Source organism: Tsukamurella sp. 1534 (assembly GCF_000312385.1).
Lineage (GTDB): Bacteria > Actinomycetota > Actinomycetes > Mycobacteriales > Mycobacteriaceae > Tsukamurella.
The window spans coordinates 162,519-187,253 of sequence record NZ_HE997627.1 but is presented as its reverse complement, the minus strand read 5'-3'; the positions used below and the strand labels follow the sequence as shown (position 1 = coordinate 187,253).

At 71.7% G+C, this 24,735-nt stretch carries 27 protein-coding genes; 14 read left to right on the top strand and 13 right to left on the bottom strand.

The window, feature by feature from the left end:
- Positions 1 to 8: 8 nt before the first annotated feature.
- The gene (locus tag BN39_RS13255) at positions 9 to 1,001 is read right to left on the bottom strand and encodes a hypothetical protein (RefSeq protein WP_019202896.1); all 993 of its coding nucleotides are present in this window, start codon (positions 999 to 1,001) and stop codon (positions 9 to 11) included.
- A 29-nt stretch (positions 1,002 to 1,030) separates the two neighbouring features.
- Positions 1,031 to 2,092 (bottom strand): beta-ketoacyl-ACP synthase III, encoded by a 1,062-nt coding sequence (gene fabH / locus BN39_RS13250; protein WP_040767946.1) that lies wholly within the window; start codon positions 2,090 to 2,092, stop codon positions 1,031 to 1,033.
- A gap of 168 nt (positions 2,093 to 2,260) precedes the next feature.
- On the opposite strand from fabH, the gene BN39_RS23520 reads away from it, so the two are divergent.
- From BN39_RS23520 to BN39_RS13215, 7 genes are all read left to right on the top strand, one after another.
- Positions 2,261 to 2,866 (top strand): TetR/AcrR family transcriptional regulator, encoded by a 606-nt coding sequence (locus tag BN39_RS23520; RefSeq protein ID WP_019202894.1) that lies wholly within the window; start codon positions 2,261 to 2,263, stop codon positions 2,864 to 2,866.
- Entirely contained in the window at positions 2,863 to 3,336 is a 474-nt protein-coding gene (locus BN39_RS13240) for a MaoC family dehydratase N-terminal domain-containing protein (protein ID WP_019202893.1), read from the top strand. Before BN39_RS23520 ends, BN39_RS13240 begins: the two co-directional genes overlap by 4 nt.
- 14 nt (positions 3,337 to 3,350) lie before the next feature.
- Positions 3,351 to 6,926, top strand: coding sequence for a cobaltochelatase subunit CobN (gene cobN, locus BN39_RS13235; protein WP_019202892.1), 3,576 nt, complete (start codon positions 3,351 to 3,353; stop codon positions 6,924 to 6,926).
- Positions 6,927 to 6,988: 62 nt separating this feature from the next.
- Positions 6,989 to 7,504, top strand: coding sequence for an FxsA family protein (locus BN39_RS13230; RefSeq protein WP_019202891.1), 516 nt, complete (start codon positions 6,989 to 6,991; stop codon positions 7,502 to 7,504).
- A gap of 19 nt (positions 7,505 to 7,523) precedes the next feature.
- Positions 7,524 to 9,086: an amidohydrolase gene (locus BN39_RS13225; protein ID WP_019202890.1), complete on the top strand. Its 1,563-nt coding sequence runs from the start codon at positions 7,524 to 7,526 to the stop codon at positions 9,084 to 9,086.
- Between the two features lie 5 nt (positions 9,087 to 9,091).
- The gene (gene lnt, locus BN39_RS13220) at positions 9,092 to 10,636 is read left to right on the top strand and encodes an apolipoprotein N-acyltransferase (protein ID WP_019202889.1); all 1,545 of its coding nucleotides are present in this window, start codon (positions 9,092 to 9,094) and stop codon (positions 10,634 to 10,636) included.
- Entirely contained in the window at positions 10,633 to 11,394 is a 762-nt protein-coding gene (locus tag BN39_RS13215) for a polyprenol monophosphomannose synthase (RefSeq protein ID WP_019202888.1), read from the top strand. Before lnt ends, BN39_RS13215 begins: the two co-directional genes overlap by 4 nt.
- 82 nt (positions 11,395 to 11,476) lie before the next feature.
- On the opposite strand, the gene BN39_RS13210 is transcribed toward BN39_RS13215, so the two are convergent.
- The gene (locus BN39_RS13210; RefSeq protein WP_040767943.1) at positions 11,477 to 11,812 is read right to left on the bottom strand and encodes an RNA polymerase-binding protein RbpA; all 336 of its coding nucleotides are present in this window, start codon (positions 11,810 to 11,812) and stop codon (positions 11,477 to 11,479) included.
- A 61-nt stretch (positions 11,813 to 11,873) separates the two neighbouring features.
- On the opposite strand from BN39_RS13210, the gene BN39_RS13205 reads away from it, so the two are divergent.
- From BN39_RS13205 to BN39_RS13190, 4 genes are all read left to right on the top strand, one after another.
- On the top strand, positions 11,874 to 12,209 hold the full coding sequence (locus tag BN39_RS13205) for a hypothetical protein (protein WP_019202886.1): 336 nt from the start codon (positions 11,874 to 11,876) through the stop codon (positions 12,207 to 12,209).
- A 61-nt stretch (positions 12,210 to 12,270) separates the two neighbouring features.
- Complete coding sequence (locus tag BN39_RS13200; protein ID WP_148281490.1) at positions 12,271 to 13,080, top strand: hypothetical protein; 810 nt, start codon at positions 12,271 to 12,273, stop codon at positions 13,078 to 13,080.
- Positions 13,077 to 13,676, top strand: coding sequence for a CPBP family intramembrane glutamic endopeptidase (locus tag BN39_RS22290; protein ID WP_019202884.1), 600 nt, complete (start codon positions 13,077 to 13,079; stop codon positions 13,674 to 13,676). The genes BN39_RS13200 and BN39_RS22290 overlap by 4 nt, the downstream gene beginning before the upstream one ends.
- A gap of 40 nt (positions 13,677 to 13,716) precedes the next feature.
- Positions 13,717 to 14,307, top strand: coding sequence for a L,D-transpeptidase (locus tag BN39_RS13190; protein ID WP_019202883.1), 591 nt, complete (start codon positions 13,717 to 13,719; stop codon positions 14,305 to 14,307).
- Between the two features lie 75 nt (positions 14,308 to 14,382).
- Here BN39_RS13190 and BN39_RS13185 read toward each other — a convergent pair whose 3' ends face one another.
- Positions 14,383 to 15,867 carry an NAD(P)/FAD-dependent oxidoreductase gene (locus BN39_RS13185; protein ID WP_019202882.1) on the bottom strand — a complete coding sequence of 495 codons (1,485 nt, stop codon included), beginning with the start codon at positions 15,865 to 15,867 and terminating at the stop codon, positions 14,383 to 14,385.
- Between the two features lie 108 nt (positions 15,868 to 15,975).
- Positions 15,976 to 16,407: a Rieske (2Fe-2S) protein gene (locus BN39_RS13180; RefSeq protein WP_019202881.1), complete on the bottom strand. Its 432-nt coding sequence runs from the start codon at positions 16,405 to 16,407 to the stop codon at positions 15,976 to 15,978.
- Positions 16,408 to 16,478: 71 nt separating this feature from the next.
- Between BN39_RS13180 and BN39_RS13175 the strand changes: the two genes are divergently transcribed.
- The gene (locus BN39_RS13175) at positions 16,479 to 16,964 is read left to right on the top strand and encodes a DUF2231 domain-containing protein (protein ID WP_019202880.1); all 486 of its coding nucleotides are present in this window, start codon (positions 16,479 to 16,481) and stop codon (positions 16,962 to 16,964) included.
- Positions 16,965 to 16,977: 13 nt separating this feature from the next.
- Here the strand turns inward: BN39_RS13175 and BN39_RS13170 are convergent, their stop codons facing one another.
- Both BN39_RS13170 and BN39_RS13165 read right to left on the bottom strand, forming a co-directional pair.
- Positions 16,978 to 17,496, bottom strand: a complete 519-nt coding sequence (locus BN39_RS13170) for a gamma carbonic anhydrase family protein (RefSeq protein WP_019202879.1) — start codon at positions 17,494 to 17,496, stop codon at positions 16,978 to 16,980.
- Between the two features lie 22 nt (positions 17,497 to 17,518).
- Positions 17,519 to 18,247: a VIT family protein gene (locus BN39_RS13165; RefSeq protein WP_019202878.1), complete on the bottom strand. Its 729-nt coding sequence runs from the start codon at positions 18,245 to 18,247 to the stop codon at positions 17,519 to 17,521.
- A gap of 27 nt (positions 18,248 to 18,274) precedes the next feature.
- On the opposite strand from BN39_RS13165, the gene BN39_RS13160 reads away from it, so the two are divergent.
- Positions 18,275 to 19,432 carry an iron-containing alcohol dehydrogenase gene (locus BN39_RS13160; RefSeq protein WP_019202877.1) on the top strand — a complete coding sequence of 386 codons (1,158 nt, stop codon included), beginning with the start codon at positions 18,275 to 18,277 and terminating at the stop codon, positions 19,430 to 19,432.
- Here the strand turns inward: BN39_RS13160 and BN39_RS23515 are convergent.
- From BN39_RS23515 to BN39_RS13140, 5 genes are all read right to left on the bottom strand, one after another.
- The gene (locus tag BN39_RS23515) at positions 19,411 to 19,587 is read right to left on the bottom strand and encodes a hypothetical protein (RefSeq protein ID WP_019202876.1); all 177 of its coding nucleotides are present in this window, start codon (positions 19,585 to 19,587) and stop codon (positions 19,411 to 19,413) included. The genes BN39_RS13160 and BN39_RS23515 overlap by 22 nt on opposite strands.
- On the bottom strand, positions 19,584 to 20,891 hold the full coding sequence (locus tag BN39_RS13155; RefSeq protein WP_148281489.1) for a PE-PPE domain-containing protein: 1,308 nt from the start codon (positions 20,889 to 20,891) through the stop codon (positions 19,584 to 19,586). Before BN39_RS13155 ends, BN39_RS23515 begins: the two co-directional genes overlap by 4 nt.
- A 108-nt stretch (positions 20,892 to 20,999) precedes the next feature.
- The gene (locus BN39_RS13150; RefSeq protein ID WP_019202874.1) at positions 21,000 to 21,635 is read right to left on the bottom strand and encodes a DUF305 domain-containing protein; all 636 of its coding nucleotides are present in this window, start codon (positions 21,633 to 21,635) and stop codon (positions 21,000 to 21,002) included.
- A gap of 77 nt (positions 21,636 to 21,712) precedes the next feature.
- Positions 21,713 to 22,120 (bottom strand): hypothetical protein, encoded by a 408-nt coding sequence (locus BN39_RS13145; RefSeq protein WP_019202873.1) that lies wholly within the window; start codon positions 22,118 to 22,120, stop codon positions 21,713 to 21,715.
- Positions 22,121 to 22,149: 29 nt separating this feature from the next.
- Positions 22,150 to 22,827 (bottom strand): FadR/GntR family transcriptional regulator, encoded by a 678-nt coding sequence (locus BN39_RS13140; protein WP_040767941.1) that lies wholly within the window; start codon positions 22,825 to 22,827, stop codon positions 22,150 to 22,152.
- 83 nt (positions 22,828 to 22,910) lie between these two features.
- Here BN39_RS13140 and BN39_RS13135 point away from each other — a divergent pair, with 83 nt between their 5' ends.
- Positions 22,911 to 24,155, top strand: coding sequence for an MFS transporter (locus BN39_RS13135; protein ID WP_040767938.1), 1,245 nt, complete (start codon positions 22,911 to 22,913; stop codon positions 24,153 to 24,155).
- A gap of 10 nt (positions 24,156 to 24,165) precedes the next feature.
- Here BN39_RS13135 and BN39_RS13130 read toward each other — a convergent pair whose 3' ends face one another.
- The gene (locus BN39_RS13130) at positions 24,166 to 24,735 is read right to left on the bottom strand and encodes a vitamin K epoxide reductase family protein (RefSeq protein ID WP_159103250.1); all 570 of its coding nucleotides are present in this window, start codon (positions 24,733 to 24,735) and stop codon (positions 24,166 to 24,168) included.

Below are 24,735 nucleotides of genomic sequence, written 5' to 3'. Positions count from 1 at the left end.
CCGGGAGTCTATTCGTCGCCATCGGCGGAGGTGATCACCAGCCGGTGTTCACCGCGGGGTGCGCCGCATCCGCGCTCGCAGGCGACCACGTGGACGCGGTCCCCGTCATCGATCCCGTGGACCAGCTCCGCGGCGTGGGCCAGCGAGTCGCCCTCGGCGCGGGCGCAGCCGTGGTCGCCCACGCACGCGCTCACGCGCAGCCACGGGGAGTCCGCGTCGAACACGAGTCCCATCGGGGCCAGGACCCGGACCACCGTCTCGGCGGCGCCCTCGTCCAGGCCGTGGAGCAGCAGCGTGCGCCACGGCGTGACGGTCACGGGGCGTCCCACGGCCGCGACGAAGCGCGCGGTGCGGCCGTCGATCCGGCCCAGGCGCACACCGGCGCCCAGGGTCACCGTGCCGTCGGGCTCGTCGAACCAGCCGACGGGCGGGTCCGGCACGTCGGGCACGTCGCGGGGGCCCACCACGGTCCCGCCGAGCGCGGCGGCGACCCGGGGCGCACCGTCGGGCAGGTCCCGCAGGCGCCACTCGTCGCCCCGCAGGTCGAGGAACGCCTGCGCCGCATCGAGAACGCTCTCGACGGTGCCCGGCAGGTCTGTCGGGAACCCGTCGAGATACAGGACGCCCGAACGGGATTCGACGTCGGCGGCCACGGAGGGCTCGTCGATCGCGAACAGGAACCGGCCGGGGAGCTCGGCGAGCGCGGGCCGCGCGATCAGCGCCGCGTCGAGCGCGGTGGGCCCGGGCGCCTGCGGGCGGCCCAGGATGTTGCGCACCCGTTCGTGGCTGTCCGAGGGCAGCAGGCCGGCGTCGCGCAGCGCGTCCCGCGCGGCGTCCGGGTCGGCGACGCCGCGCACCTGGATGTTGCCCCGGGAGGTGAGCTCGAGATCGCCGTCGCCCGCCAGGCCGGCGAGTGTCTCCACCTGGGCGGGCGTCACCGCACCGCCGGGGATCCGGACCCGCACCAGCGCACCGTCGCCCGCGGGGTGCGGGCGCAGCACGCCGGGGCAGGCGTCGGGACGCTGAGCGATCAGTCCTCCTCGGTCGCGACCGGGGGCAGGGTGATCACGTGGCCGGCGTACGCGAGGCCCGATCCGAAGGCCATGAGCAGCGCCGTCTGGCCCGGCTGGGCCTTGCCCGTGCGGATGAGCTCCTCGACCGCCAGCGGGATGGACGCGGCGGAGGTGTTGCCCGTGGTCACGATGTCCTCGGCGACCACGCAGTCGTCGCGCAGCTCCAGCGCCTTGATCAGCACCTGGGTGATGCGGAGGTTCGCCTGGTGCGGCACGAACACGTCGATGTCCTTGGACGTCAGCCCGGCCACCTTGAGCGCCTCCTGGCAGGCGGGCAGCAGCGCCGTCGCGGCCCAGCGGAACACCTTGCGGCCCTCCATCCGCAGGTACGGACGCTCGGGGATCTCCGGGGTGCCCTCCGAGGCGTGCACCTCGTCGAAGTAGGTGCCGAAGTCCTTGTCCTGGTAGATGGCGGTGGTGAAGTCGCCGTCGGCGCCCCACGAGACCTGGGAGATCCCCACCTCGTCGGACGGGCCGAGCACCGCCGCACCGGCGCCGTCGGCGAAGATGAACGCGCAGGTCCGGTCATTCTCGGAGATCAGGTCGGAGAGGCGCTCGACCCCCACGACCACGACGTACTTCGCGGTACCGGCGCGGATGAGATCGGTGCCGATCGCCGCGGCGGTGGTGAATCCGGAGCACCCCGCGGTGATGTCGAACGCCGGGATGCCCACGCGGCCCAGCTCACGGGAGATCTGGGGGGCCATCGACGGGCCCAGCTCGAGGCGGGTGTTGCTGGCGAAGATCACGCAGTCGACGATCTCGGGGTCGATCTTCGCCGCCTTGATCGCCCGCTCCGCGGCCTTGGTCGACATCATGAGGATGGTCTCGTCGTCCTCCGCGAACCGGCGCGACTCGATGCCCGAACGGGTCTTGATCCACTCGTCACTGGAGTCGATCTTGTCGACGATCTCGGAGTTCGGCACCACGCGCCGCGGTCGATACGCGCCGATCCCAAGATAGGCGGCATGGGGCCGCTCAGCGGGGGCGGCGGGCGCGATCGGGGCGGGGGCGGTCATGCGTGGGTAACTCCGTTCGAAGGGGGAAGATCCGATGAACCATTCGGTTCATGGACTCCGTATTGGTAACATGAACCGAGCGGTTCAAACAAGCGCGACGCTGCGATAGCAATGTATTCGTCAACGAGCACCGGCCGTTCACCGGAACCTGAGGGAGGATTCGTCTCGATGCCCACCGCACCGAAGCCGCGGCCGCGTCCTCGGGCCCGCCTGGTCAACACCGCGCTGACACTCGTGGGGCAGCACGGCTTCGCCGATGCGGGCCTCGCCGAGCTCACCGCACAGTCGCAGGCCTCGAAGAATTCGCTGTACCAGTACTTCCCCGGCGGCAAGGCCGAACTGGTCGAGGCCTCCACCTCGCTCGCGGGCCGCCGCCTCCTTCGGTACATCGACGCCGCCACCAGCAAGGGCGAACCGCACGAGTGGATCGGGCGGTTCATCGAACTGTGGAAGCGCGTCCTGGTCCGGTCCGACTTCCGGGTCGGCTGCCCGCTCCTCGCGGCCGCGCTCGCCGACGGTGCCCCGCGCGTCCAGGAGGCCGCGACCGCCGCCTACCGCGAATGCGAGCGCCGGTTCACCGCCGCACTCGTCGAGTACGGGGTCGACGAGCACGGCGCCCGCGTGTTCGCCTCGGTGTTCATGAGCTCGATCGAGGGAGCCGTCGCCCGGGCCCGCGCCGCCCGCGACATCTCGCCGCTCACGGACGTCTACCACAGCATGATGGCTCTGCTGGACCTCACGATGGCGCACGCGGAGGTCGAGGCCGCCGAATGACGCACCGCGACTACCCCGTCTGGCTGGAGGACTCCTACGCGGTCGATTCGGAGGGCGTGCGCTCCTACGCGCGAGCCACGCGCTCGCCGCACGTCCCGTACGCGATGAGCCGGGTCGTGCCCGCGGACAGCCCGGTGCCGTCGCTGATCGTCGCGCAACCGGTGTTCAGGACCGCCGTCTCCATGATGTCCGAGGAGATCGAGGACTTCACCGTGAGCCGGCTGCTCCACGTCGCGCAGACGGTCCGCCAGGTGGCACCTCTGCGGATCGGCGACGTGTGCTCGATCGGCGCGCGGATCACCGACCGGCTGACCAAGGCCGGGATCGACCTGTTCGAGGTGGACTGCGTGGTCACCGTGGGCGACGACGTGCGGATCGAGACGTCGAGCACCGTGGCCTACGCGGCGGACGCCGAGATCCCCGTCGAGGTGGCCGCGGAGGGCGTGGTCATGCACGGTTCCGTGCTGTAGCTACTGTCGACGGCATGATCCTGCTGCTCTCCACGTCCGACACCGACCTGCTGAGCGCGAAGGCCAGTGGCGCCGACTACCGGTTGGCCAACCCCGCCCGGCTGAGCGTCGAACTGGACCTTCCGGGGCTTCTCGACGGTGCGGACATCGTGGTAGTGCGCATCCTCGGCGGGCGCCGGTACTGGGAGAGCGGACTCGACGCACTGGCCGCCAGCGGGAAACCGGTCGTCGTGGTGTCGGGGGAGCAGGCCCCCGATGCCGACCTCATGGAGGCGTCGACGGTGGCCGCCGGCGTCGCCACCGAGGCGCACCGCTACCTCGCGGAGGGCGGCCCCGAGAACCTGGCACAGCTGTACGACTTCCTCTCGGACACCGTGCTGCTCACCGGGAACGGTTTCGAACCTCCCGTGGCGGCACCCCAGTGGGGCGTCATCGACCGGCCGGCCTCCACGGGCCCGCGGGTGGGCGTCCTGTACTACCGCGCCCAGCACCTGGCCGGGAACACCGCCTACATCGACGCACTGGCGGAAGCGATTGAGCAACGGGGCGGGACGGCCGTACCGATCTTCTGCGCCTCGCTCCGCACCGCCGACGACGCGCTGTACGAGGAACTCGCCACGCTCGACACTCTTGTGGTGACCGTGCTCGCCGCGGGCGGCGTCAACGCGGCGGGGGCGGCCGCGGGCGGTGACGACGAGTCCTGGGACGTCGGTCGGCTCGCCGCCCTCGACATCCCGATCCTGCAGGCCCTGGCGCTGACCACGTCGCGGGAGCAGTGGATCGCCGGTGACGACGGGCTCAGCCCGCTCGACGTGGCGACGCAGGTCGCGATCCCCGAATTCGACGGCCGGATCATCACGGTGCCGTTCTCCTTCAAGGAGATCGGCGACGACGGCCTGCCCGCGTACGTCCCCGATCCCGAGCGCGCCGACCGCGTGGCCGGTCTCGCGCTGCGCCACGCCCGCCTTCGCACCGTCCCCAACGCGGAGAAGCGGATCGCGCTCATGCTGTCCGCGTACCCCACCAAGCACGCGCGGATCGGCAACGCCGTCGGGCTCGACACCCCGCGGTCCGCCCTCGAACTGATCCGCCGGCTGCGAGCCGAGGGCTACGACTTCGGGCCGTCGGCCGACATCCCGGGCCTGGACGCCGACGACTCCGACGCCTTCATCCACGCCGTGATCGCGCGCGGCGGGCAGGATCCCGACTGGCTGTCCGACGAGCGGCTCGACGCGGCCGAGGCCACCGTCGACCCCGAGACCTACCGGGCATGGTTCTCGACGCTCCCGGAGAACCTGCGGAACTCCGTGACCGAACACTGGGGCGAGGCACCCGGGTCCCTGTTCACCACGAAGGACGCCGGCATCGCCGTCGCCGCACTGCGATTCGGCAACCTCACCGTCATGGTCCAGCCGCCGCGCGGGTTCGGGGAGAACCCCGTGGCGATCTACCACGACCCCGACCTGCCGCCGAGCCACCACTACCTGGCCAGCTACCGGTGGGTCGCGGACCGGGAGAACGGCTTCGGCGCCGACGCGGTGGTGCACCTGGGCAAGCACGGCAACCTGGAGTGGCTGCCCGGCAAGACGCTGGGCATGTCCGCCGAATGCGGCACCGACGCCGCGCTGGGCGACCTGCCGCTGATCTACCCGTTCCTGGTGAACGACCCCGGCGAGGGGACACAGGCCAAGCGCCGCGCGCACGCCGTGCTCGTGGACCACCTGGTGCCGCCCATGGCCCGCGCGGAGAGCTACGGCGACATCGCTCGCCTCGAACAGCACCTCGACGAGTACGCCAACGTGCAGAGCCTGGACCCCGCCAAGCTGCCGATGATCCGCCAGCAGATCTGGACCCTGCTGCAGGCCGCCAAGCTCGACCACGACCTGGGGCTGCAGGACCAGCCCGACGAGGACGCCTTCGACGACATGCTGCTGCACGTCGACGGGTGGCTGTGCGAGATCAAGGACGTCCAGATCCGCGACGGTCTGCACATCCTCGGCGCGCCGCCGCAGGGCGACGCCGAGACCGATCTGGTGCTGGCGATGCTCCGCGCGAAGCAGATGTGGGCCGGCGCCGTGCACACCCCGGGCCTGCGTGAGGCGCTCGGACTCGACGAGAGCGCCGTCGGCGGTGCCGATTCCCGCGTGCGGACGGACGAGTTCGAATCCCGCGCCCGGGAACTGGTGCTGGCCGCAGCGGCACGCGACTGGGAGCCCGCCGCGGTCGCCGCCCTCTCCGAGGACCCCGCGGTGGCGAAGGTGCTCGACTTCGCCGCCACCGAGATCGTGCCGCGGCTGCGCCGGACGACCGACGAGCTGGCGCACGTCGTGCGGGCGCTGGACGGCGGCTTCGTCCCGGCCGGCCCGTCCGGTTCGCCCCTGCGCGGCCTCGTCAACGTGTTGCCCACGGGACGGAACTTCTACTCCGTGGACCCCAAGGCGGTCCCCTCGCGGCTGGCCTGGGCGACGGGGCAGGACCTCGCGGAATCGCTGCTGGAGCGGTACCTCGGCGAGCACGGCGAGTACCCGGCATCGGTGGGCCTGTCCGTCTGGGGCACCTCCGCGATGCGCACCGCGGGCGACGACATCGCCGAGGTGCTCGCGCTGCTGGGCGTGACGCCGGTGTGGGACGAGCAGTCCCGCCGCGTGTCCGGCCTCGAGGTCATCGGGCTCGAGGAGCTGGGCCGGCCCCGCATCGACGTGACGGTCCGCATCTCGGGGTTCTTCCGCGACGCGTTCCCGCACGTCGTCGCGATGCTCGACGACGCCGTGCGGCTCGTGGCCGAGCTCGACGAGCCGGACGAGAGGAATCACGTCGCGGCGCACACCCGCGCGGCCCTCGCCGAGCACGGCGACGCCCGCCGCGCCACCACCCGGGTGTTCGGGTCCAAGCCGGGCACCTACGGCGCGGGGCTGCTGCAGCTCATCGACTCCAAGAACTGGAGGACCGACGCCGACCTCGCCGAGGTGTACACGGCCTGGGGCGGGTTCGCCTACGGCCGAGGCCTCGACGGTGTGCCCGCCGCCGACGACATGCGCTCCGCGTACCGCCGGATCGCCGTCGCGGCCAAGAACATCGACACCCGCGAGCACGACATCGCCGACTCCGACGACTACTTCCAGTACCACGGCGGCATGGTCGCCACAGTGCGCCACCTCGCCGGCGCCGACCCCGAGGCGTACGTGGGGGATTCGACGCGGCCGGACACCGTGCGCACCCGCACGCTCAGCGAGGAGACGAACCGGGTGTTCCGCGCCCGCGTCGTGAACCCGCGGTGGATGGCGGCCATGCGCAGGCACGGCTACAAGGGCGCCTTCGAGATGGCCGCGACGGTGGACTACCTCTTCGGCTTCGACGCCACCGCGGGCGTGATGGCCGACTGGATGTACGACACGCTCACCGAGAACTACGTCCTCGACCCCGAGAACCGGAAGTTCATGCAGGAGTCCAACCCGTGGGCCCTGCACGGGATCGCCGAGCGGCTCCTCGAGGCCTCGCAGCGGGACCTGTGGAAGGAACCCGACCCGCGGCTCCTCGCCGAGCTGCAGCAGGTCTACCTCGAGACCGAGGGCGACCTCGAGGACCGCTGACGCCCGATCGAACCATCGCGGGGCGCGGGGAACCTTTCACCCGGTTCGTCCGTTGTCCCGGTATGAAGCTGTTCGCGTTCCTGACCTACTTCGTCGTGGAGATCGCGGCGTTCGCCGGACTCGTGGCGTGGCTCGGGTTCGGCTGGGCTCTCCTGACGATCATCGCCGCCACCGCCATCGGCGTGCTCATGCTGCGCCGCACCGCGGCGGGCGTGCTGCAGGACCTGGGCGAGGCGCTCGACGGGCAGCGGTCCGCGGGTCCCGCGCTCATGGACACGGCCATCCTCGCGGGCGCCGTGTTCCTGCTCGCCGTCCCCGGCGTCGTGAGCACGGCCCTCGGCCTGCTGCTGCTGGTCAAGCCGGTGCGCGCGCTGGTCCGACCCGCCGTCGCCTATGTGGGGGCGAAGCGCGTCGCGCGGTTCGTCGAGGAGTCCGGCCTCGTCACCGTCCTCGCCGGTCAGGGCCAGGGCTTCGGCGGCGGCTTCGGGACCGTCGTTGACGGCACCGTCGAGGGCACGGCCGGCGAGCCCGGCGGCTCCGGCCCGCGGCCCGGGTACCGCGAACTGCCGCCCGCATAGCACTGGCAGACTTGGGCGGGTGACCACCGAACTGCTCGTCGGCGGGCGGATCTACACGCCCACGTCCACCACCGCCACCGCCTTCGCCGTCGAGAACGGCGTCGTCTCCTGGATCGGGGAGGATCACGCGGCCCGCGCGCTGCACCCCGACGCGCCGGTGACGAACCTGGCGGGCGCGTTCGTCGCGCCCGCCTTCGTCGACACCCACGTCCACCTCACCGCCACCGGGCTCGCGCTCGCGGGCCCCGATCTCACCGGCTCCCGGGACGCCGTGATCGCCGCCCTCCGGGACGCCGCCGACGGTGTCGTCATCGCTCGCGGGTGGGACGACACGGCGTGGGCCGACACCCTGCTCCGCACCGACCTCGACGAGCACCGCATCGTCTACGCCGCCCGGATCGACGAGCACTCCGCGCAGGCGAGCACCGCGTTGCGCGCCCTGGTCCCCGGCCTGGAGCAGCTCGACGGGTTCGCACCCGACGGTCCGCTCACCGCCGAGGCGCACCACGCCGTGCGCGCCGCCGCGACCGCGGCTCTCGGCGACGACCAGATCGTCGCCGCGCAGACCGCAGCACTCCACGCCGCCGCGGCCGCGGGTATCGCCGCCGTGCACGAGTGCGCGGGCCCCGCGATCTCCGGACAGCGGGACTTCGACCTGCTGCGCGGGATCGAGCACCCCGTGCACGTCCGCCGCTACTGGGGTGAGCCCGCCGCCGACGCGGAGCACGCGCGCGGCATCCTCGCCCGGACCGGGGCCGACGGCCTCGCCGGCGACCTGTTCGTGGACGGCTCCCTGGGCAGCCGCACGGCGCTGCTGCACGCGCCCTACGCCGACGCCGACACCCACGGCGTGGGCTTCCTCGATCAGGAGACCGTCACCGCGCACGTCCTGGCGTGCACCGAGGCGGGGGTCCAGGCCGGGTTCCACGCGATCGGCGACGCCGCCGTGGCGCGCGTGGTCGCCGGCTTCGAGGCCGCCGTCGCCGCGTTCGGCGGACCCCGCGTCGCCTCCCGTAGCCACCGCATCGAGCACGCCGAGATGGTGACCGCGGAACAGGCGGCGCGACTGGGCGATTGGGGCGTGAACGCCTCCATGCAACCGCTGTTCGACGCCTATTGGGGCGGCCCCGACGGGATGTACGCGCGCCGCCTGGGAGCCGACCGCGCCGCGACCCTCAACGACTTCGCCCTGCTCGCCCGGAACGCGGTGCCGCTGTCCATCTCCTCCGATTCCCCGGTCGCACCGCTCGATCCGTGGGCGACGGTGCGCGCCGCCACTGCGCACCACACCCCGGGTAGCGCGATCTCGCCTCGAGCGGCGTTCGCCGCCGCCACCCGGGGCGCGTGGCGCGCCGGGGGAGTGCGCGACGGCGTGGCCGGGACGCTCGTGCCCGGCGCGCCCGCGACTTTCGCGGTGTGGGACGCCGACGAGCTGGTGGTCCGCGCACCGTCGGACGCCGTGCAGCGCTGGTCGACCGACCCGCGGGCCGGCGTCGCCCCGCTCCCGGACCTCTCGGCGGACGCCCGGCTGCCGCGCTGCCTGCGCACGGTGATCGATGGACGGACGGTGTTCGCGGCGTGAGGACGATGCTCGCCCGCGCGGTTGCGAGCCTGCTCGCCGGCGTCGCCCTCTACTTCGCGTTCCCGCCCGCGGGACTGTGGTGGCTCGCCCCGGTCGGCGTGGCCGCGCTCACCGTGGTGCTGACCGCGGGGGAGCGGGTCACGCTGCGCGGCGGGTTCCTCTACGGCCTGCTCGCCGGGCTCGGCGTTTTCGTACCACTGCTCAAGTGGATCGACTCGATGGTCGGCGCCCTGCCCTGGATCGGTCTCGCGATCGCGTGCTCGATCTTCTACGGCGCGTTCGGGATCGCCGCGTCCCGCGTGGCCCGCGTGCCGGGCGGGCCGGTATGGGTCGCCGCGGCGTTCGTCGTCGCCGAATGGGGCCGCTCCTCGTTCCCGTTCGGCGGATTCCCCTGGGGCCGCCTCGCGTTCAGCCAGGCCGACGGTCCGCTGCTGTCCCTCGCCCGGTACGCCGGCGCCCCCGGCCTCTCGTTCGCGGTGGCCCTCGCCGGCGCCGCGCTCGCCGCCGCCCTCCTCGCGGCCCTGCGCCGGGCGGACCGTCGGGCGTACCTCGTGCCGGCGGCGTCGCTGGTGCTCGTCGGCGTCGCCGCGGCGGCCGCCTGGCCGTTCGTGGGCGCACCGTCGGACGGACGCACCGTGACCGTCGCCGCGATCCAGGGCAACGTGCCCGAACAGCGCTGGGACGTGGCCGCGCAGCGCGAGGCCGTGCTGAGCAACCACCTCGCCGAGACGCACCGGCTGGCCGCGGAGGTCCGCGAGGGGAGGCAACCGCAACCCGATGTGGTCGTGTGGCCGGAGAACTCGTCGGACGTGTCCCCGGAGCGCGACCCCGGTGTGGCGGCGCGCCTGCAGGCCGCGTCCGCCGATGTTGGGGCCCCGATCCTGGTGGGCACCGTGCATTACGACGGCACCGGCCGCTACTACAACAGCATGATCCTGATGGACCCGAACGGCGCCGTGGAGCGGCACGACAAGGCCATCCTGCAGCCGTTCGGCGAGACCATGCCTATGCGCGAGTTCTTCCGGATGTTCTCCGACTACGTGGACATGGCGAACGACTTCACCCCCGGCACCGGGACCGGCGTCGTGCACCCGAACGGGGCGGGGCGCCAGGCGGCCCCGATGGGCGTGGCCACCTGCTACGAGGTGGCCTTCGACCGGGCCCTGCAGGCCTCGGTCGACAACGGCGCGCAGGTGCTCACCGTGCCCACCAACAACGCCACCTTCGGCCGCACCGGCATGACCTGGCAGCAGCTGGGCATGTCGCGGGTGCGGGCCGTCGAACTGGACCGCGACGTGGTGGTCTCCGCCACCACCGGGGTGAGCGCCCTGGTCCGGCCCGACGGGACCGTCGCCCGGAACACGTCCATCTGGACCGCGGACCACCTGGTGGAGCGGATCGGCCTGCGGAACACGACCACACCCGCCGCGCGCCTGGGGGACACGGTGAACTTCCTCCTGCTCGCGGCCACCCTGTGCGGCATCGCCATCGCGATGAGGCACGATGGTAGGACTGTCAGCCGATCCGATCAGACCGAGGAATCCTCATGACCGAGCAGCCGTCGTCTCCCTCCGAGAAGACGTTGGTGATCATCCCCACCTACAACGAGCTGGAGAACCTGCCGCTCATCGTGGATCGCCTGCACCGCGCCCAGCCCGGCGTGGACATCCTGGTCGTCGACGACAACAGCCCCGACGGGACGGGCGAGAAGGCCGACGAGATGGCCGCCGCCGACCCGCGCATCCACGTGTTGCACCGGGCCGAGAAGAACGGGCTGGGCGGCGCGTACATCGCCGGCTTCACGTGGGCGCTCGACCGGGATTACCGCGTGGTGGTCGAGATGGACGCCGACGGCTCGCACGCCCCGGAGCAGCTGTACCGGCACCTCGAGGCCATCGACGCCGGCGCCGACCTGGTGATCGGCTCGCGCTACGTGTTCGGCGGCAAGACCGTCAACTGGCCGTTGTCACGGCAGCTGATCTCGCGCGGCGGCAACGTGTACAGCCAGATCATGCTCGGCACGCGCATCCGCGACATCACGGGCGGCTACAAGGCCTTCCGGCGCGAGACGCTGCAGGGCCTGGGCCTGGACCAGGTGGAGTCGCTGGGCTACAGCTTCCAGATCGACCTGACGTGGCGCGCCGTGCAGGCGGGCTTCACCGTGGTCGAGGTGCCGATCACGTTCACCGAGCGGGTCATCGGCGACTCCAAGATGAGCGGCTCGATCTTCAAGGAGGCCGCGACGCTGGTTCCGAAGTGGGGCTACCAGGCGCGCAAGCGCAAGCTGGACCGGCTGCGCGGCAAGTAGTCGCGACGCGCCCCCGAGCGCGCGGAAGGGCCCCGCCGTTCTCTCGGCGGGGCCCTTCCGACTTCTCGCTTACTCGCTCGCTCTACTTGCCGCGACGCGCCTTGAGCAGGTCGAGCCGCTCCTTGAGCAGCTCCTCCAGCTCGGTCTCGGAACGCCGCTCGAGCAGCATGTCCCAGTGGGTGCGCGGCGGCTTGCCCTTCTTCTCCTCGGGCGCGACGCCGTCGATCAGCGTGCCCTCGAGGCCGTTCTTGCACAGCCAGGTGCCGGGGAGCTCGGCGTCGTCCGCGAACGGGACGTCGAACTCCTCACCGTTGTCGGTGCGGTACCTGGCGACACGACGGGGCGCGAGGTCGTGGTCGCGATCCGTCTCATAGCTCACCGCACCCAGGCGGCTGCCTCGTAGAACTCGATCTGCCATGCTTCTCCCAACGATCGCCGTACGCCGAACATTCCCAGTCTACCGATGAGGGAGGACCTCCGTGACCACCGCACGCCGCCGCAGGTCCGCCGCGTGCGCCTGGTGCGGCCGCGAGGTGGTCTCCGAGGGCCCCGGGCGGACCCGCAAGTACTGCCGCCGCTCCTGCCGCCAGCGCGCCTACGAGGCCCGGTCCGCGCTCGCCGGTTCCTCGCTGCCGGAGGATTCCGTGGTGCTCACCGCGGACGAGGCGGAGGCGATCGCGGAGCGTATGTTCGAGGTGCGGTGCGCGGCGGAGGACGTCCGGACCGCGATCGCCGAGGACGCCTCTCTCGATGAGCTGGCGGAACTGGCCGATCGGCTGGTGGAGACCGCCCGCGCGGCGGAACGCCTGCGCTGAGACGGCGCCCGGCGCCGGCTCGACCGCCCGACAGCTCGACGACGAGGAGAGATCTTCAGTGATGCACGCCCGGCTGCGGCTCTGTGCGGTGATCGCCGCGGCGCTGCTCGCGCTCACCGCCTGTGCCTCGGACGAGAAGACTCCGGTGATCACGAACGCGCCCCCGCCGCCCGCCCCTGCGGCGCTGCCCGGCGACTGGTCGGAGTCCTCGCTCGACGTTCCGACCGCCGGCGCGGCCACGTACGCCGCTCCGAACAACCCGAAGCGGCTGCGGGCGGCGCTGATCCTCGGTTCGCCGGACAAGGCGGGGGAGGTGGCCGCCCGCGAGCTCGCCGTGATGCTGGCGCACCAGGGCGTCGCCTCGCTCCGGTTCGACGGTCCGCCGCAGGCCCAGCTCGACTACCAGCAGTCGCTCGACCGCGCGGGCCGCGGTCTCTCCGCCCTCGCCGAGAAGTCCGGGCTCGGCGACGACCGCCTGTTGGCGGTGGGCCACGGCGCGGCCGCACCGCTGGCGATGGCCCTCGGCGCCGGGAAGTCCGGACGCGGGCAGATGCCGATCGCCCTCGTCGAGCCGGTGCTGGCCCGGCTTCCCGCGGGCACCCCGGATCCGCTGCAGACCGCGATCGCGCTGCCACGGCTCAAGCACAACCTGATCAGCTGCTCGGATGCCGATATCGCGGTCGACTGCACCGCGGTCCAGGATCTCGCGGACGTGATGACCGGGACCCACGTCAACTTCGTGCGGCTGCGCGGCGTCAATCACGCGTTGCAGGAGGACGAATCGCGCGACCCCGCGAAGTATGCCGCGACGGACCTGCCGTTCTCCGCGACGCTGAACCGATCGCTGGGCTCGTGGGTGTCGATGCAATGAGGGGCGGGGCGCCACTCGCCGCGGGTGCGGCCGTCGCCTGGTCCAACGCCGTGCTGCCTCGACTGAGCCGGCGGCTGGGGTGGGGACGCGACGCCCGGAACGCGGTCAACGCCGCGTTCTGCCTTGCTGACGCGGCCCTCGCGCGCGCCCGTTTCCCGACCGCCGCGGGCACCGTCGCCGGGGGAGCCCTCGCCGTGGCCGGGCTGGTCCGCACCGTCCCCGCCGAACGGGAACCTGCGTCGAGCCTCGCGAAATGGGTCCTGGTGGACATCCCGCTGGGCACCGCGCTGCCCGAGGAGGCGCTGTTCCGCGGCTCCCTCACCCCGTCGCTGGAGGCGGCCTACGGGCGGCCCAGGGGCACGGTCGCGGGCGCCGCGACGTTCGGCCTGTGGCACGTCGGCGCCGCTCGGGCGGCTCAGGACCCTGTCGTACCGACAATCCTCGTCACAGGTTTCGCGGGCGCCGCGCTCGACGCCCTCACCCGGCGAACGAGCAGGTCATGGCCCGCTTTCCTCGCTCATTGGACGCTTAACGGAGCAGGTGCCATCCTCAGCTCCGGTTCAGTGTTTTCTTCACATCGGCCCATCAACCCGTAGAATCATGCGCAAGGCTTCTTACCGCCCAGGAGGATCAACGATGACTGACCGCCACACCGGCGCCGCCCTGTCCCGCCGCGGGTTCGCCCGTCTCGGCGTGAGCACCGCAGCAGCGCTCGTCGCGGCCACGGCCACGGTGGGGATCGCCGCCGCGGCTCCCACGCCGGTCGCCGAGCCGACCGAGTCGGCCGCACCCCCGGTCGCCACCAAGACGGGCTGGGTCGCCCTCGCGGACGACAACACCAAGCAGATCACCATCTGGCACGACGGCGAGGTCGTGCGGACGATGCCCACGTCGTTCGGCACCAACAAGCACCCCACCCCGAACGGCGTGTACTACACGATGGAGAAGAAGCGGGAGATGTACATGGACTCGTCCACGTACGGCGTCCCGGTCGATTCCCCGGAGGGCTACCGCACGTACGTCGAGTACGCCACGCGCATGTCCTGGAGCGGCATCTTCGTCCACGCCGCCCCGTGGTCGGTCAATCAGCAGGGCGTCTCGAACGTCAGCCACGGCTGCCTCAACGTGAGCACCGAGAACGGCAAGTACATCTACGACAACTTCCCGATCGGCACCCCGATCGTGGTGCGCAACACCGTCGGCGGGGAGTACGTCCAGGGCTCCTGACGAGCACACGGCCAGACGCGGAGAACCCCGCCCGGATCTGATCCGGGCGGGGTTCTTCTCGGTCCGTACCGGCGGTCAGACCCCGGCGGTGCTCGGCGCGTCGACGGTGCCGAACTTCAGCTCCGGAGCGTCCACCCGCGAGCGCCGGTAGTCGAGGGAGTCCAGCACGAAGTTGTGCCGGATCATCCACGGCTGTTCGGTGGCCGCCTTGGGCATCGCATCGGGCGAGCGCTGGACGTAGCCGCTGCTCAGGTCCAGGGCGGGATGCTCGGTGAGCACCTTGCCACCCAGATCGGGGACGACATGGGTGTACTTCCTGGTGACCATGTGGTTCAGCAGTCGCGCGATGGCACGGGCGGAGATGTCCGCCCGGAGCGTCCACGAGTTGTTGGTGTATCCGATGATGAAGCTGAAGTTCGGCACGCCCTCGAGCATGTAGCCGTTGTACGCGAACCTGTCGTTCGGCTTGACCGGGGCACCGTCGACGTTGACGTCCACGCCACCGAAGGCCAGCAGCTGCAGGCCCGTCGCCGTGATGATGATGTCCGCCTCGAGCTCGCGCCCCGAGTTGAGCAGGATGCCGTTCTCGGTGAACCGGTCGATGGTGTCGGTGACGACCTCGGCCTTGCCCTGCTTGATGGTGGTGAACAGGTCGCCGTTCGGTACGACGCAGAGGCGCTGGTCCCAGGGCTCGTACTTGGGCTTGAAGTGGACGTCCACGTCGTAGCCCTCGGGCAGCATGCTCTTGTTGATGTTGCGCAGGAACTTCCGCGAGGCCTTCGGGAAGGTGCGCGCCAGGACGTACTGTCCGACGTTGATCACGGCGTTCACGTTGCGGGTGATGTTGTGCGCGACCGGCGCGGGCAGCACCTTGGCACCGAACATCGTGAGCGGGTCCGCGTTCGGCACCGGCAGCACGTAGGTGGGGGACCGCTGCAGCATGGTGATGTGGTCGACATCGTCGGCCATCGCGGGGATCAGCGTGATCGCGGTCGCGCCGGAGCCGATGACGACGACCTTCTTGTCCTGGTAGTCGAGATCCTCGGGCCAGTGCTGCGGGTGCACGACCTGCCCCCGGAAGTCCTCGACGCCGGGGAACGGCGGCTCGTAGCCCGCTTCGTAGTCGTAGTAGCCGGTGCAGGCGACCAGGAACCGGGCCTGGTAGACGACCTGCTCGCCCTGGTGGTCGGCCGTGATCGTCCACAGGTCGGCGGCCGAGTCGAAGTCCACGGTGCCGACCTTGGTGTTGAACCGGATGCGCTGATCGATGCCGAACTTGGCGGCGGCCTCCTCGATGTAGGCCTTGATCTCCGAGCCGTTGGCGAGCCGGTTGGTGCCCTTCCAGGGAAGGAAGGGGTAGCTCAGGCTGAAGATGTCCGAATCGGAGCGGATGCCCGGGTACTTGAACAGGTCCCACGTGCCGCCCATCTCCGCGCGCTGCTCCAGGATGGTGTAGCTGAGATGGGGCACCTCGTTGCTGACGCGGTACGCGGTGTCGATGCCGGCCAGGCCGGCGCCCACGATGAGCACGTCCTGGTAGATCGCCTCGGGGTTGGCCACGAAGCCTCCTCGTTTTCGTTTCGCGGTCCGGTCGGAGCTGCCTACTGAGACCGATTCAATAACGTTGTCGGCAATGGTACCTCCGAGCCTCCGCGGGGTCCAGATCCGTCACCCCACCTGCAGGGTCCCGTCCACGAGCTTCACGGCGACGGTCTTCAGCGGCGAGGTCGCGGGGCCGTTCGTCACCGCGCCCGTGGCCCCGTCGAACGTGCTGCCGTGCGCGGGGCACTCCAGCTTGAGTCCGTCGTTGGCGGACACGGTGGTGCCGCGGTGGGTGCACGCGGCGTCGAACGCCACGTACTTCCCCTCGACCGGTTGGGCCACCACGTAGGGCGTCGCCCCGGCGATGACGACCGCGCTGCCCACGGGCACCTGGGAGGCGGCCACCGACGCGGCGCCGGCCTGGCCGCCGCCGGACGTTCCGGGGTTCTCGGGCGACGATGCGCCGTCGGTGCTCGTCGAGGCCCCGTCGTCCGAGGACGACGAACCGCAGGCCGCGGCCAGAGGGAGGAGGGCGATACCGGGCAGGGCGGCGAGCACGGCACGTCGGGTAGGGCACAGGATTGGCTGAGTGGTCTGCGTCACAGTGCCCACTCTGCCAGCATTGTTGCGTGCTCACAGAGATCGCGGGAATTCCCGCTCATCCGCTGCTCGTCCACGGGGCGGTCGTCCTCCTCCCGCTGGCCGCGCTGGTGCTCGTGGCGGCGGCCTGGTGGCCGGCTGCGCGCGTCCGGCTGGGGGTGGCGACACCCGCCCTCGCACTGGTCGCCGTCGTGGCGTGCTACCTCGCGAGGGAATCAGGCGAGCAGCTCGAGAAGCGGCCGTCCATGGCGGGCATGAAGGAACAGATCGAGGCGCACTCGACGCAGGGCGACGCGACGTTCTACTGGTCGCTGGGCCTGCTGCTGCTCGCGGTGCTGGTGTGGGCGGGTTCGAGCGGCGCCGTCGCGAGCCGGGTTCCCGCCGCCTCGGCGCTCTCCTCGCGGGCGGGCGGGATCGTGCTCGGCGTGCTCGCGACGCTCGCGGCCGCGGCGTGCCTGTGGGGCGTGATCGCGGCGGGCCACTCCGGCGCCGAGATGGTGTGGTCGGGGATCTGACGCCCGCGGCCGCCTACTGCGCGGCGTTCTCGCGCGCGTGCGCCTTGGTGAGTTCGACGTAACCCGAGCCGTTCGCGGTGATGCCCGCCCGCTCGGCGTCGCTGAGCTCGCGCCGCACCTTGGCGGGGACGCCGGCGACCATCGAGCCGGGCGGGATCTCCATGCCCTGCGGCACGAGGGCGTTGGCGGCGATGAGGCTCCCGGCGCCGATCACGGCGCCGTTCAGCACGGTGGCGCCCATACCGACCAGCACGTCGTCGCCCACGGTGCAGCCGTGCAGGACGGCGTTGTGCCCGATGGAGACTCGCGCGCCGACGGTGAGCGGCACACCGGGATCCGCGTGCAGCACCACGCCGTCCTGGACGTTGCTGTCCTCCCCGACGGTGATCGTGGCCATGTCGCCGCGGATCACGGCGCTGTAGAAGACGCCGACGCCGGGCGCGAGCTCGACGTCGCCGATCACGGTGGCGCTGTCGGCGACCCAGGCGGTGTCGGCGATGCGGGGCGACGTCTGTCCGAAGCGTGAGATCACGTGGGGCTCCTCGATCCTCAGGTCAGGCGATTCCTGCCGTGCCGAGGAGCTTACCGACCATGTAGGTGACGGACATGGCGATCACGCCGCCCATCACGACCCGGGTGGTGGCCCGGCGCACGTCGGCGTCGCCGAGCCGGGCGGAGACGTAACCCGTGAGGGCGAGGCCCGCCAGCACGGCCAGGACGATCGCCAGGATCCGCTGCGTCGCGAGGAGCGAGGCGAGGATCGGGATCAGGGCGCCGACGCTGAACGCCACCGCGGACGAGAGCGCGGCGGCCCAGGGGTTGGTGAGGTTCGCCTGGTCGATGCCGAGCTCGGCGTCGAGGTGCGCCTGCAGCGGATCGGCGGCGGTGAGCTCCTCCGCCACCTTCCGCGCGGTCTCCGGCGTGAGTCCCTTGGACCGGTAGAGGGATTCGAGTTCCTCGAGCTCCTCGGAGGGCATCTCCCGCAGCTCGGCGCGTTCCTTGGCGATGAGGGCCTTCTCGGTGTCGCGCTGGGTGCTCACCGAGACGTACTCGCCGAGCGCCATCGAGACGGCGCCGGCGGTGAGGCCGGCGATCCCCGCGGTCAGGATCGTCGACGGTTCGCCGGTGGCCGCGGCTACGCCGATCACGATGCCCGCCGTGGAGATCAGGCCGTCGTTCGCGCCGAGGACGCCCGCGCGCAGCCAGTTGAGCCGGTCACCGACCGCGGCGTGATGCGGCTCGAAATCGTGCGTCCCGGCGCCTTCGCCGATGTCCTCTGCCATGCGCACGAGTCTAGGTAGGTTCGAGCCATGACGGCAGCACAGATCGGTCTCCCACGTCGGCTCGCGATCGGTGGAGGCGCCCTCGCCGACACCGGGCGCCTCCTACGCGATCTCGGGTATTCGCGCCCCGTGGTGGTGACGGACGCCTTCCTCACCGCGCAGGGCACGGCGGGTCGCCTGGTCGACTCGCTCACCGACGCGGGGTGCGAGGTGGCGGTGTTCGACGGGACCGTGCCGGACCCGACCACGGATTCGCTCACACCCGGCATCGCGGTGGTCGCGGAACACCGGGCGGACTGCGTGATCGGGCTCGGCGGCGGCAGCCCGCTGGACACCGCGAAAGCGCTCGCCGTGCTCGCCGCGGGCGGCGGCACGATGCGCGACTACAAGGCGCCCACGGTCACCGTCGGGCCCGCGTTGCCGGTGGTGGCCATCCCGACGACGGCCGGCAGCGGCAGCGAGGCGACGCAGTTCAGCATCATCACCGACAGCGCCTCGGACGAGAAGATGCTGTGTCCGGGGCCGGCCTTCCTGCCGGTCGCCGCGGTGGTGGACTACGAGCTCACGCTGTCGATGCCGGCGCGCCTGACCGCGGACACCGGCGTGGACGCCCTGACGCACGCCATCGAGGCCTACGTCAGCCGCAGGGCGAACCCGTTCTCGGACGGCTTCGCACTGACCGCGATCTCCACGATCTCCGCGAACATCCGCAGGGTGTACGCCGACGGGGAGGACCGGCCCGCGCGGGAGGCGATGATGCTGGCGGCCACGCAGGCCGGCGTCGCGTTCTCCAACAGCTCGGTCGCCCTGGTGCACGGGATGAGCCGGCCGATCGGCGCGCACTTCCATGTGGCGCACGGCCTCTCGAACGCGATGCTGCTCCCCGCGGTGATGCGTTTCTCCGTGGGCGCGGCGCCGGCCCGGTACGCCGACTGCGCCCGCGCCTACGGCCTCGAGGGCGGGTCGGACGAGGAGCTCGCCGCGGCGCTGGTGACGGCGATCGAGGAGCTCTGCGCCGATCTGGCGGTCCCGACGCCCCGCGCCTACGGCATCGACCGGGCCCGGTGGGACGGCCTGGCGGAGCTCATGGCGGAGCAGGCGCTGGCGTCGGGCTCGCCGGGCAACAATCCGCGCGTCCCCGACGCCGGCGAGATCGTGACCCTCTACGACGAGGTCTTCGGCTGAGCGGCCGCCTCCGCTTCCTGTCCGCTCCGCTCGTCGGCGGTCCCTGCCGCCGTGGCAGGGGCGTCGGCAGCCGGGGCGTCGGCGGCCGGGGTGGCCGGTTCCGCCTCCACACCGGCGGTCGCATCGGGTTCGACGGTGACGGCGGGTTCCGTCACGCTCTCGGCGACGGCGTCATCGGCCGGCGTCGGGTCGGCGTGTCGGAGTCCGGGATCCGCGGTCGCCGGCGGGGCCGCGGATGTGGGGCCGGGCGCCTCGACGGTGGCCGGCGCGGCCGCGCTCGCGAGGAGCGTGTCGCGGGGATCCCGCCGGGCATGCCGGCCACGTGCCTGCCGCCGGAGTCCGCGGCGGTGGATTCCGCGGAAGTGATCGCATTCGGGCCGGTCGCGACGCGACCGCCTGCGGCATCGTCGGACCCCGCGGGTGCGGTCGCGGCGGGCGCCGGGACCAGTGCGGAGAGGGGGGTCCGGGCGCCCGGTTCGGGAACGGGCACGACGGCGTTGAGCAGGCGGTCGAAGTCCCGCGGCACCGGGAGGCCCGCCGAGCGGAACAAGCGCGTCCACGGATTCTCGCCGGTGTCCACGACGACCCAGGTGGAGTCGCCCTCGACCCACGTTCGGGTGGTCGATCCGTCGGCGTAGGTGGCCTCGACGACCGTACGACCGTCGCGCACCACGGTGGCGGTGCGCACCGGTGTCTCGGGTCGCGATCCGGGCGTGAACGGCTCGCCGTCGACGGGGGAGAAGCGCCCGATGTACGCGGCGCTGTAGTCGTTCCCGTGGATCATCTGCCCGGGCAGCGCGTAGAACACCGTGGCGACGGGATTGCCCGCGCCGCAGATCATGTCGCCCTTGATGCAGATCCCCACGACGGTCGCGCCCGCGATCCCGTCGTTGGTGACCAGACCGGTGCGCGCGCCGGGCAGGACCGGCGGGAGGAAGTTCCAGACGCCCGTCCGCACGAAGCTCGGCCCGCCCTGTTCGATGACGGTCAGCCTCGCGGTTCCGTCCGCGGGCGCGGGGCGGATCCCGCCGTACCGCACCAGTGCGACGGCCGCCACGTCGGTCCCCTGCGACAGCGCGTAGACGACCACCTCGCCGTCGCCGGCGGCCTGTGCCGCGAGGAGCGCGGCGACGGTCGCGTCGGCCCCCTGGTCGATCGTCATGTCGTACGTGGTTCTCCGGTCTCCGCTGAGCGCGAAGCCGGGGAAGCCGATGCCCATCTGCGCAGGGTGGTGCACGATGATCGGCGGAGGTCCCGTGTAGTCGCCGCCGATCCGCCGCCACTGGTCGGCGCCGGTCGGATCGTTCGCCCCGGGGACCACCACGATGGTCTTCGCCAGGGCCTGCACCAGGAATCCGGTGGCGGCGGGAGCGGTGAGGGCAAGGGTGCCGGCGAGGCCGGCCCCGGTCGCGGCCGCTGCCCAGCGATGGGTCGTGGCACGCCTGTGTCTAGACGTCATGGCCACGAGTATGGCCAACGCCGGTTGCGCCGGTAGCGGATTCGCTGAACCGCACTGAGCGGTGGGCGCCGGTGCCGCGCACCCGTGCCCACCGCTCCGACGGGACCGCTATCCCAGGAGCTTCTGCATCCGTGCGATCTCGGCCTGCTGGCCGGACTTGATGTCCTGGGCGATCTTCTTGCTCTCGGGGTTCACGCCGTCCTTCAGCTCGGCGTCGGCCATCTGGATCGCGCCCTCGTGGTGCTCGATCATCATGGTGAGCCACTCGCGGTCGAACTCGGTGCCGCGCAGGGACTTCAATCGATCCATCTGCTCCTGCGTCATCATGCCCGCCATGGCGTGGCCGCCGTGACCGGTTGCGCTCGGGGCGGGCTTGCCCCACTGCGAGAGCAGGCGGGTGAAGGCGTCCATCTCGGGCTGCTGCGCGCCCTTGATCTCGGTGGCCAGCGCGACTACGTCGGGGCTCGCGCCCTTGCCGTCGACCAGGTTCGCCATGTCCACGGCCTGCGCGTGATGGGGGTACATCATCGTGGCGAAGTCCACATCGGCGTCGTTGAAGTCCCGGGCGGCGGCCGCGGACGACGGTGCGCCCGAGGTCGCGCCGTGCCCGGCGTGCTCGCCCGCGGCGCTGGCGGCGGCGCTGGTCGGCGCCGCGGAATCCGTCGACGAGCAGGCGGACAGCACGGCTGCGCCGGCCGCGAAGGCGGTGAGGGCGGTGGCGATGCGAATGCGGTTGGTGTTCATGTTTTTCCTCGTTCTCGAGTCTGTCTGCGGTTCGGGTGGGGGAGCGCGCCGCGGGAGGTCCCGCGCGCGGCCGCCCATCAGATCCGGAGCAGGCAGAGTTCGGCGAGGTCGGGGTTGGTCCAGGGCGGTGGCCCGCGGGCGGCGGTCGCCACGTCGCGGGGGGAGGGCGACGGGGCGCGGTGGTCGGCGGGGAGGACCGCCACGAGCGACGGCGCGCCGATCGAGCGGGGATGGACGACCGGCCCGGCGCAGTCGTGCGCCTCGTGGTCGTGCACCGCGTCCAGGGTCTGCTTGGCCTTCTCCGCCTGTGGTGCTGCGGAGTCCGGGTGGGCGTGCTGCGGCGCGGCCGCGGCCGGAGCGGCGGGGTGCGCGGCACCGTGCTGCATCCGGCCCATCGGCATGAAGCCGGTGTGCATCAGGGTGACGGCGAACGCGAGCACGGCGACGATCGCCGCCGCCGTCCCGCCTCGCCGTATCGCCCGCACGACCGGATCATACCCCAGAGGGGTATGTTTCAGCGTCGGCGCAGCCGGACCTCCGCGAGGAGTTCGCGGGCGGCGGAACGCGCGGCCTGCGCCTCACCCGCGATCACGGCCTCGACGACGGCCACGTGGGCGCCCTCGTACGAGGTGGCCGCGCCCACGGGGAACTCCTCGAGGTGCTCCTGCAGGACGGGCACGAGCGAATCGTAGAACTCCAGGTAGATCGTGTTGTGGCTCGCCGCGACGATGCCGCGGTGCAGCGCGAGGTCCACGGTGACCGCCTCGTGCTCGTAGCCGGGCGTGACCCGCTCGGGGGACCACTGCTCGTTGCGCAGGGCCAGCAGGCGCCGGAGCTCGGCGATGTCCTCCTCGTCGCGGCGCTCCGCGGCGAGTCCGGCGGCCGTGACCTCGAGCGCCTCGCGGAGTTCGAGGAGGTCGGTGTCGCGCGCCGCGGAGAAGTAATCGCCCAGCGTCGACGTGGCGCAGGCGGAGAGCACGTAGGTGCCGGAGCCCTGCCTGCGCTCGAGCATCCCGGCGTGCACGAGGGCCTGAACGGCCTCGCGCACGGTGTTGCGGGCGGTACCGGTGAGCTCGCGCAACTCGGTCTCGGTGGGGATCCGGCCGCCGACGGGCCATCGTCCGCTGACGATCTCGCCGCGGAGCTGTTCTGTGACCTGCGCTATCAAGGTCTGTCGCCGTACCGGTTGCATCACACTCATCCTATCCGGGCGTTAACGCCTTGCCGACATAGATCCATTCATCCTATGATTTCCCTCGACCGTGAGGAGGACGAATGACTACGACTGCTACCGAGCCGCCGGAGACCGTCGAGAGGACCACCCGCATGCGCTCCGTCATGCAGGGCAGGCTTCTGGTGCTGCTCGCGATCGTCCTGTTCGCCCTCACGCTGCGGATCGCCGTCACGTCGCTGACGCCGCTGCTCACGCAGATCAGCGAGGACGTGGGCTTCGGCGCCACCGTGATCGGCGTGTTCGGCATGCTGCCGACCCTGATGTTCGCGGCGGCGGGGATCGTGACCCCGGCCCTCACCAGCCGCATCGGCCTCGAACGGACCACTCTCGTCGCGGTGGCAGCCACCGCGGCCGGCATGGCGATCCGGGCCGTGATGGGCGGCACCGTCGGTCTGCTCGCCTTCTCCTGCCTGGCACTGCTCGGGATGGGTGTGGGCAACGTCGTGCTGCCGCCCCTGGTCAAACGCTACTTCTCGGAGCAGGTCGCGGTACTCAGCACCGCCTACCTGACCTGCGTGCAGCTCGGCACCATGGTGCCGGCGCTGACCGCGGTCCCGGTGGCCGACGCGTACGGCTGGCGGGTCTCGCTCGGCGTGTGGGCGATCATTCCGGTCGCCGCGTTCCTGCCCTGGCTGGGCATCGTGCTCGCCCGTCGCGGGCACGACGTGAAGGACGTGACCGCCGAGAGCACCGTCGAACCGTCCGGACGGGTGTGGCGCTCGCCGCTCGCCTGGGGCGCCGCCGCGATGTTCGGCATGACCTCGCTGTGCACGTACTCGATGTTCACCTGGGTGCCGACCATCCTGTCGGACGCCGGCGGGAGCGCGGCCCTCGGCGGCAACATGGTGGCACTGTTCTCCGGCGTGGGCTTCCTCGCGACGCTGGTGATCCCCAGCCTGTGCACGCGGATGGTCAACCCGTTCCCGCTGGTCATCGTGTTCCTGACCTGTTTCGTCGCGGGTTTCCTGGGCCTGCTCTTCGCGCCGATGACCCACACCTGGCTGTGGGTGGTCCTCACGGGACTCGGCCCCACGACGTTCCCGATGGCTCTGACGCTGGTGAACCTGCGCACCCGGACCGGGGCCGGTTCCGCCTCGCTGTCGGGCTTCATGCAGGGCGTCGGCTACCTCGCCGCGTGCGCCGGGCCGCTCGGGTTCGGGCTGCTGCACGAGGCGACGGGCGGGTGGGCCGCGCCGTTCGGGATGCTCTTCGCCTGCCTCGTGCTCCTGGGCTTCGGCGCCTTCCAGGCGTGCCGCCCGCGGATGCTCGAGGACACCTGGAACTGATCCGGCGGGGTTAGAACCGGCTGCTCCAGTAGTCCCAGAACTGGGTGGCGATCAGCGCGATCACCACGATGTACCAGAGCAGGACGAGGCCGGCGAGCAGCTGGTTCACCTGTTGCGTGGCGCGCTCACCGAGCGCGCCCGAGACGGCGGTCGCCAGCACGATGGGCATGATCGACCAGACGAGCATGCACCACAGGCACAGAGCGTGGATGTCGAAGAGGCTGGCGTGGATGAGGAACACGATGAGCGCCAGGCCCGCCAGCGACCCGATCGCCAGGCCGGTCCAGTACCAGCGGGGGAGCGGGACTCCGCCCGAGACGAGGACGCCGGTCACGATCACCACGGAGAACGCGGCGATGCCGAGGAGCGGGTTCGGGAAGCCGAACACGGCGCCCTGCTTCGACTCCATGATCGAGCCGCACGACAGGACCCCGTCGATGCTGCATCCGGGCCGGAACAGCGGATCCTGGAGCAGCTTGATCCGGTCGATCGTCAGCATCGCCGACGCCAGCAGCCCCAGGGCCCCGGTGATGATCAGCACGTAGCCGGACAGGCGGCCGCGGTTCACAGAGGTGGTCAC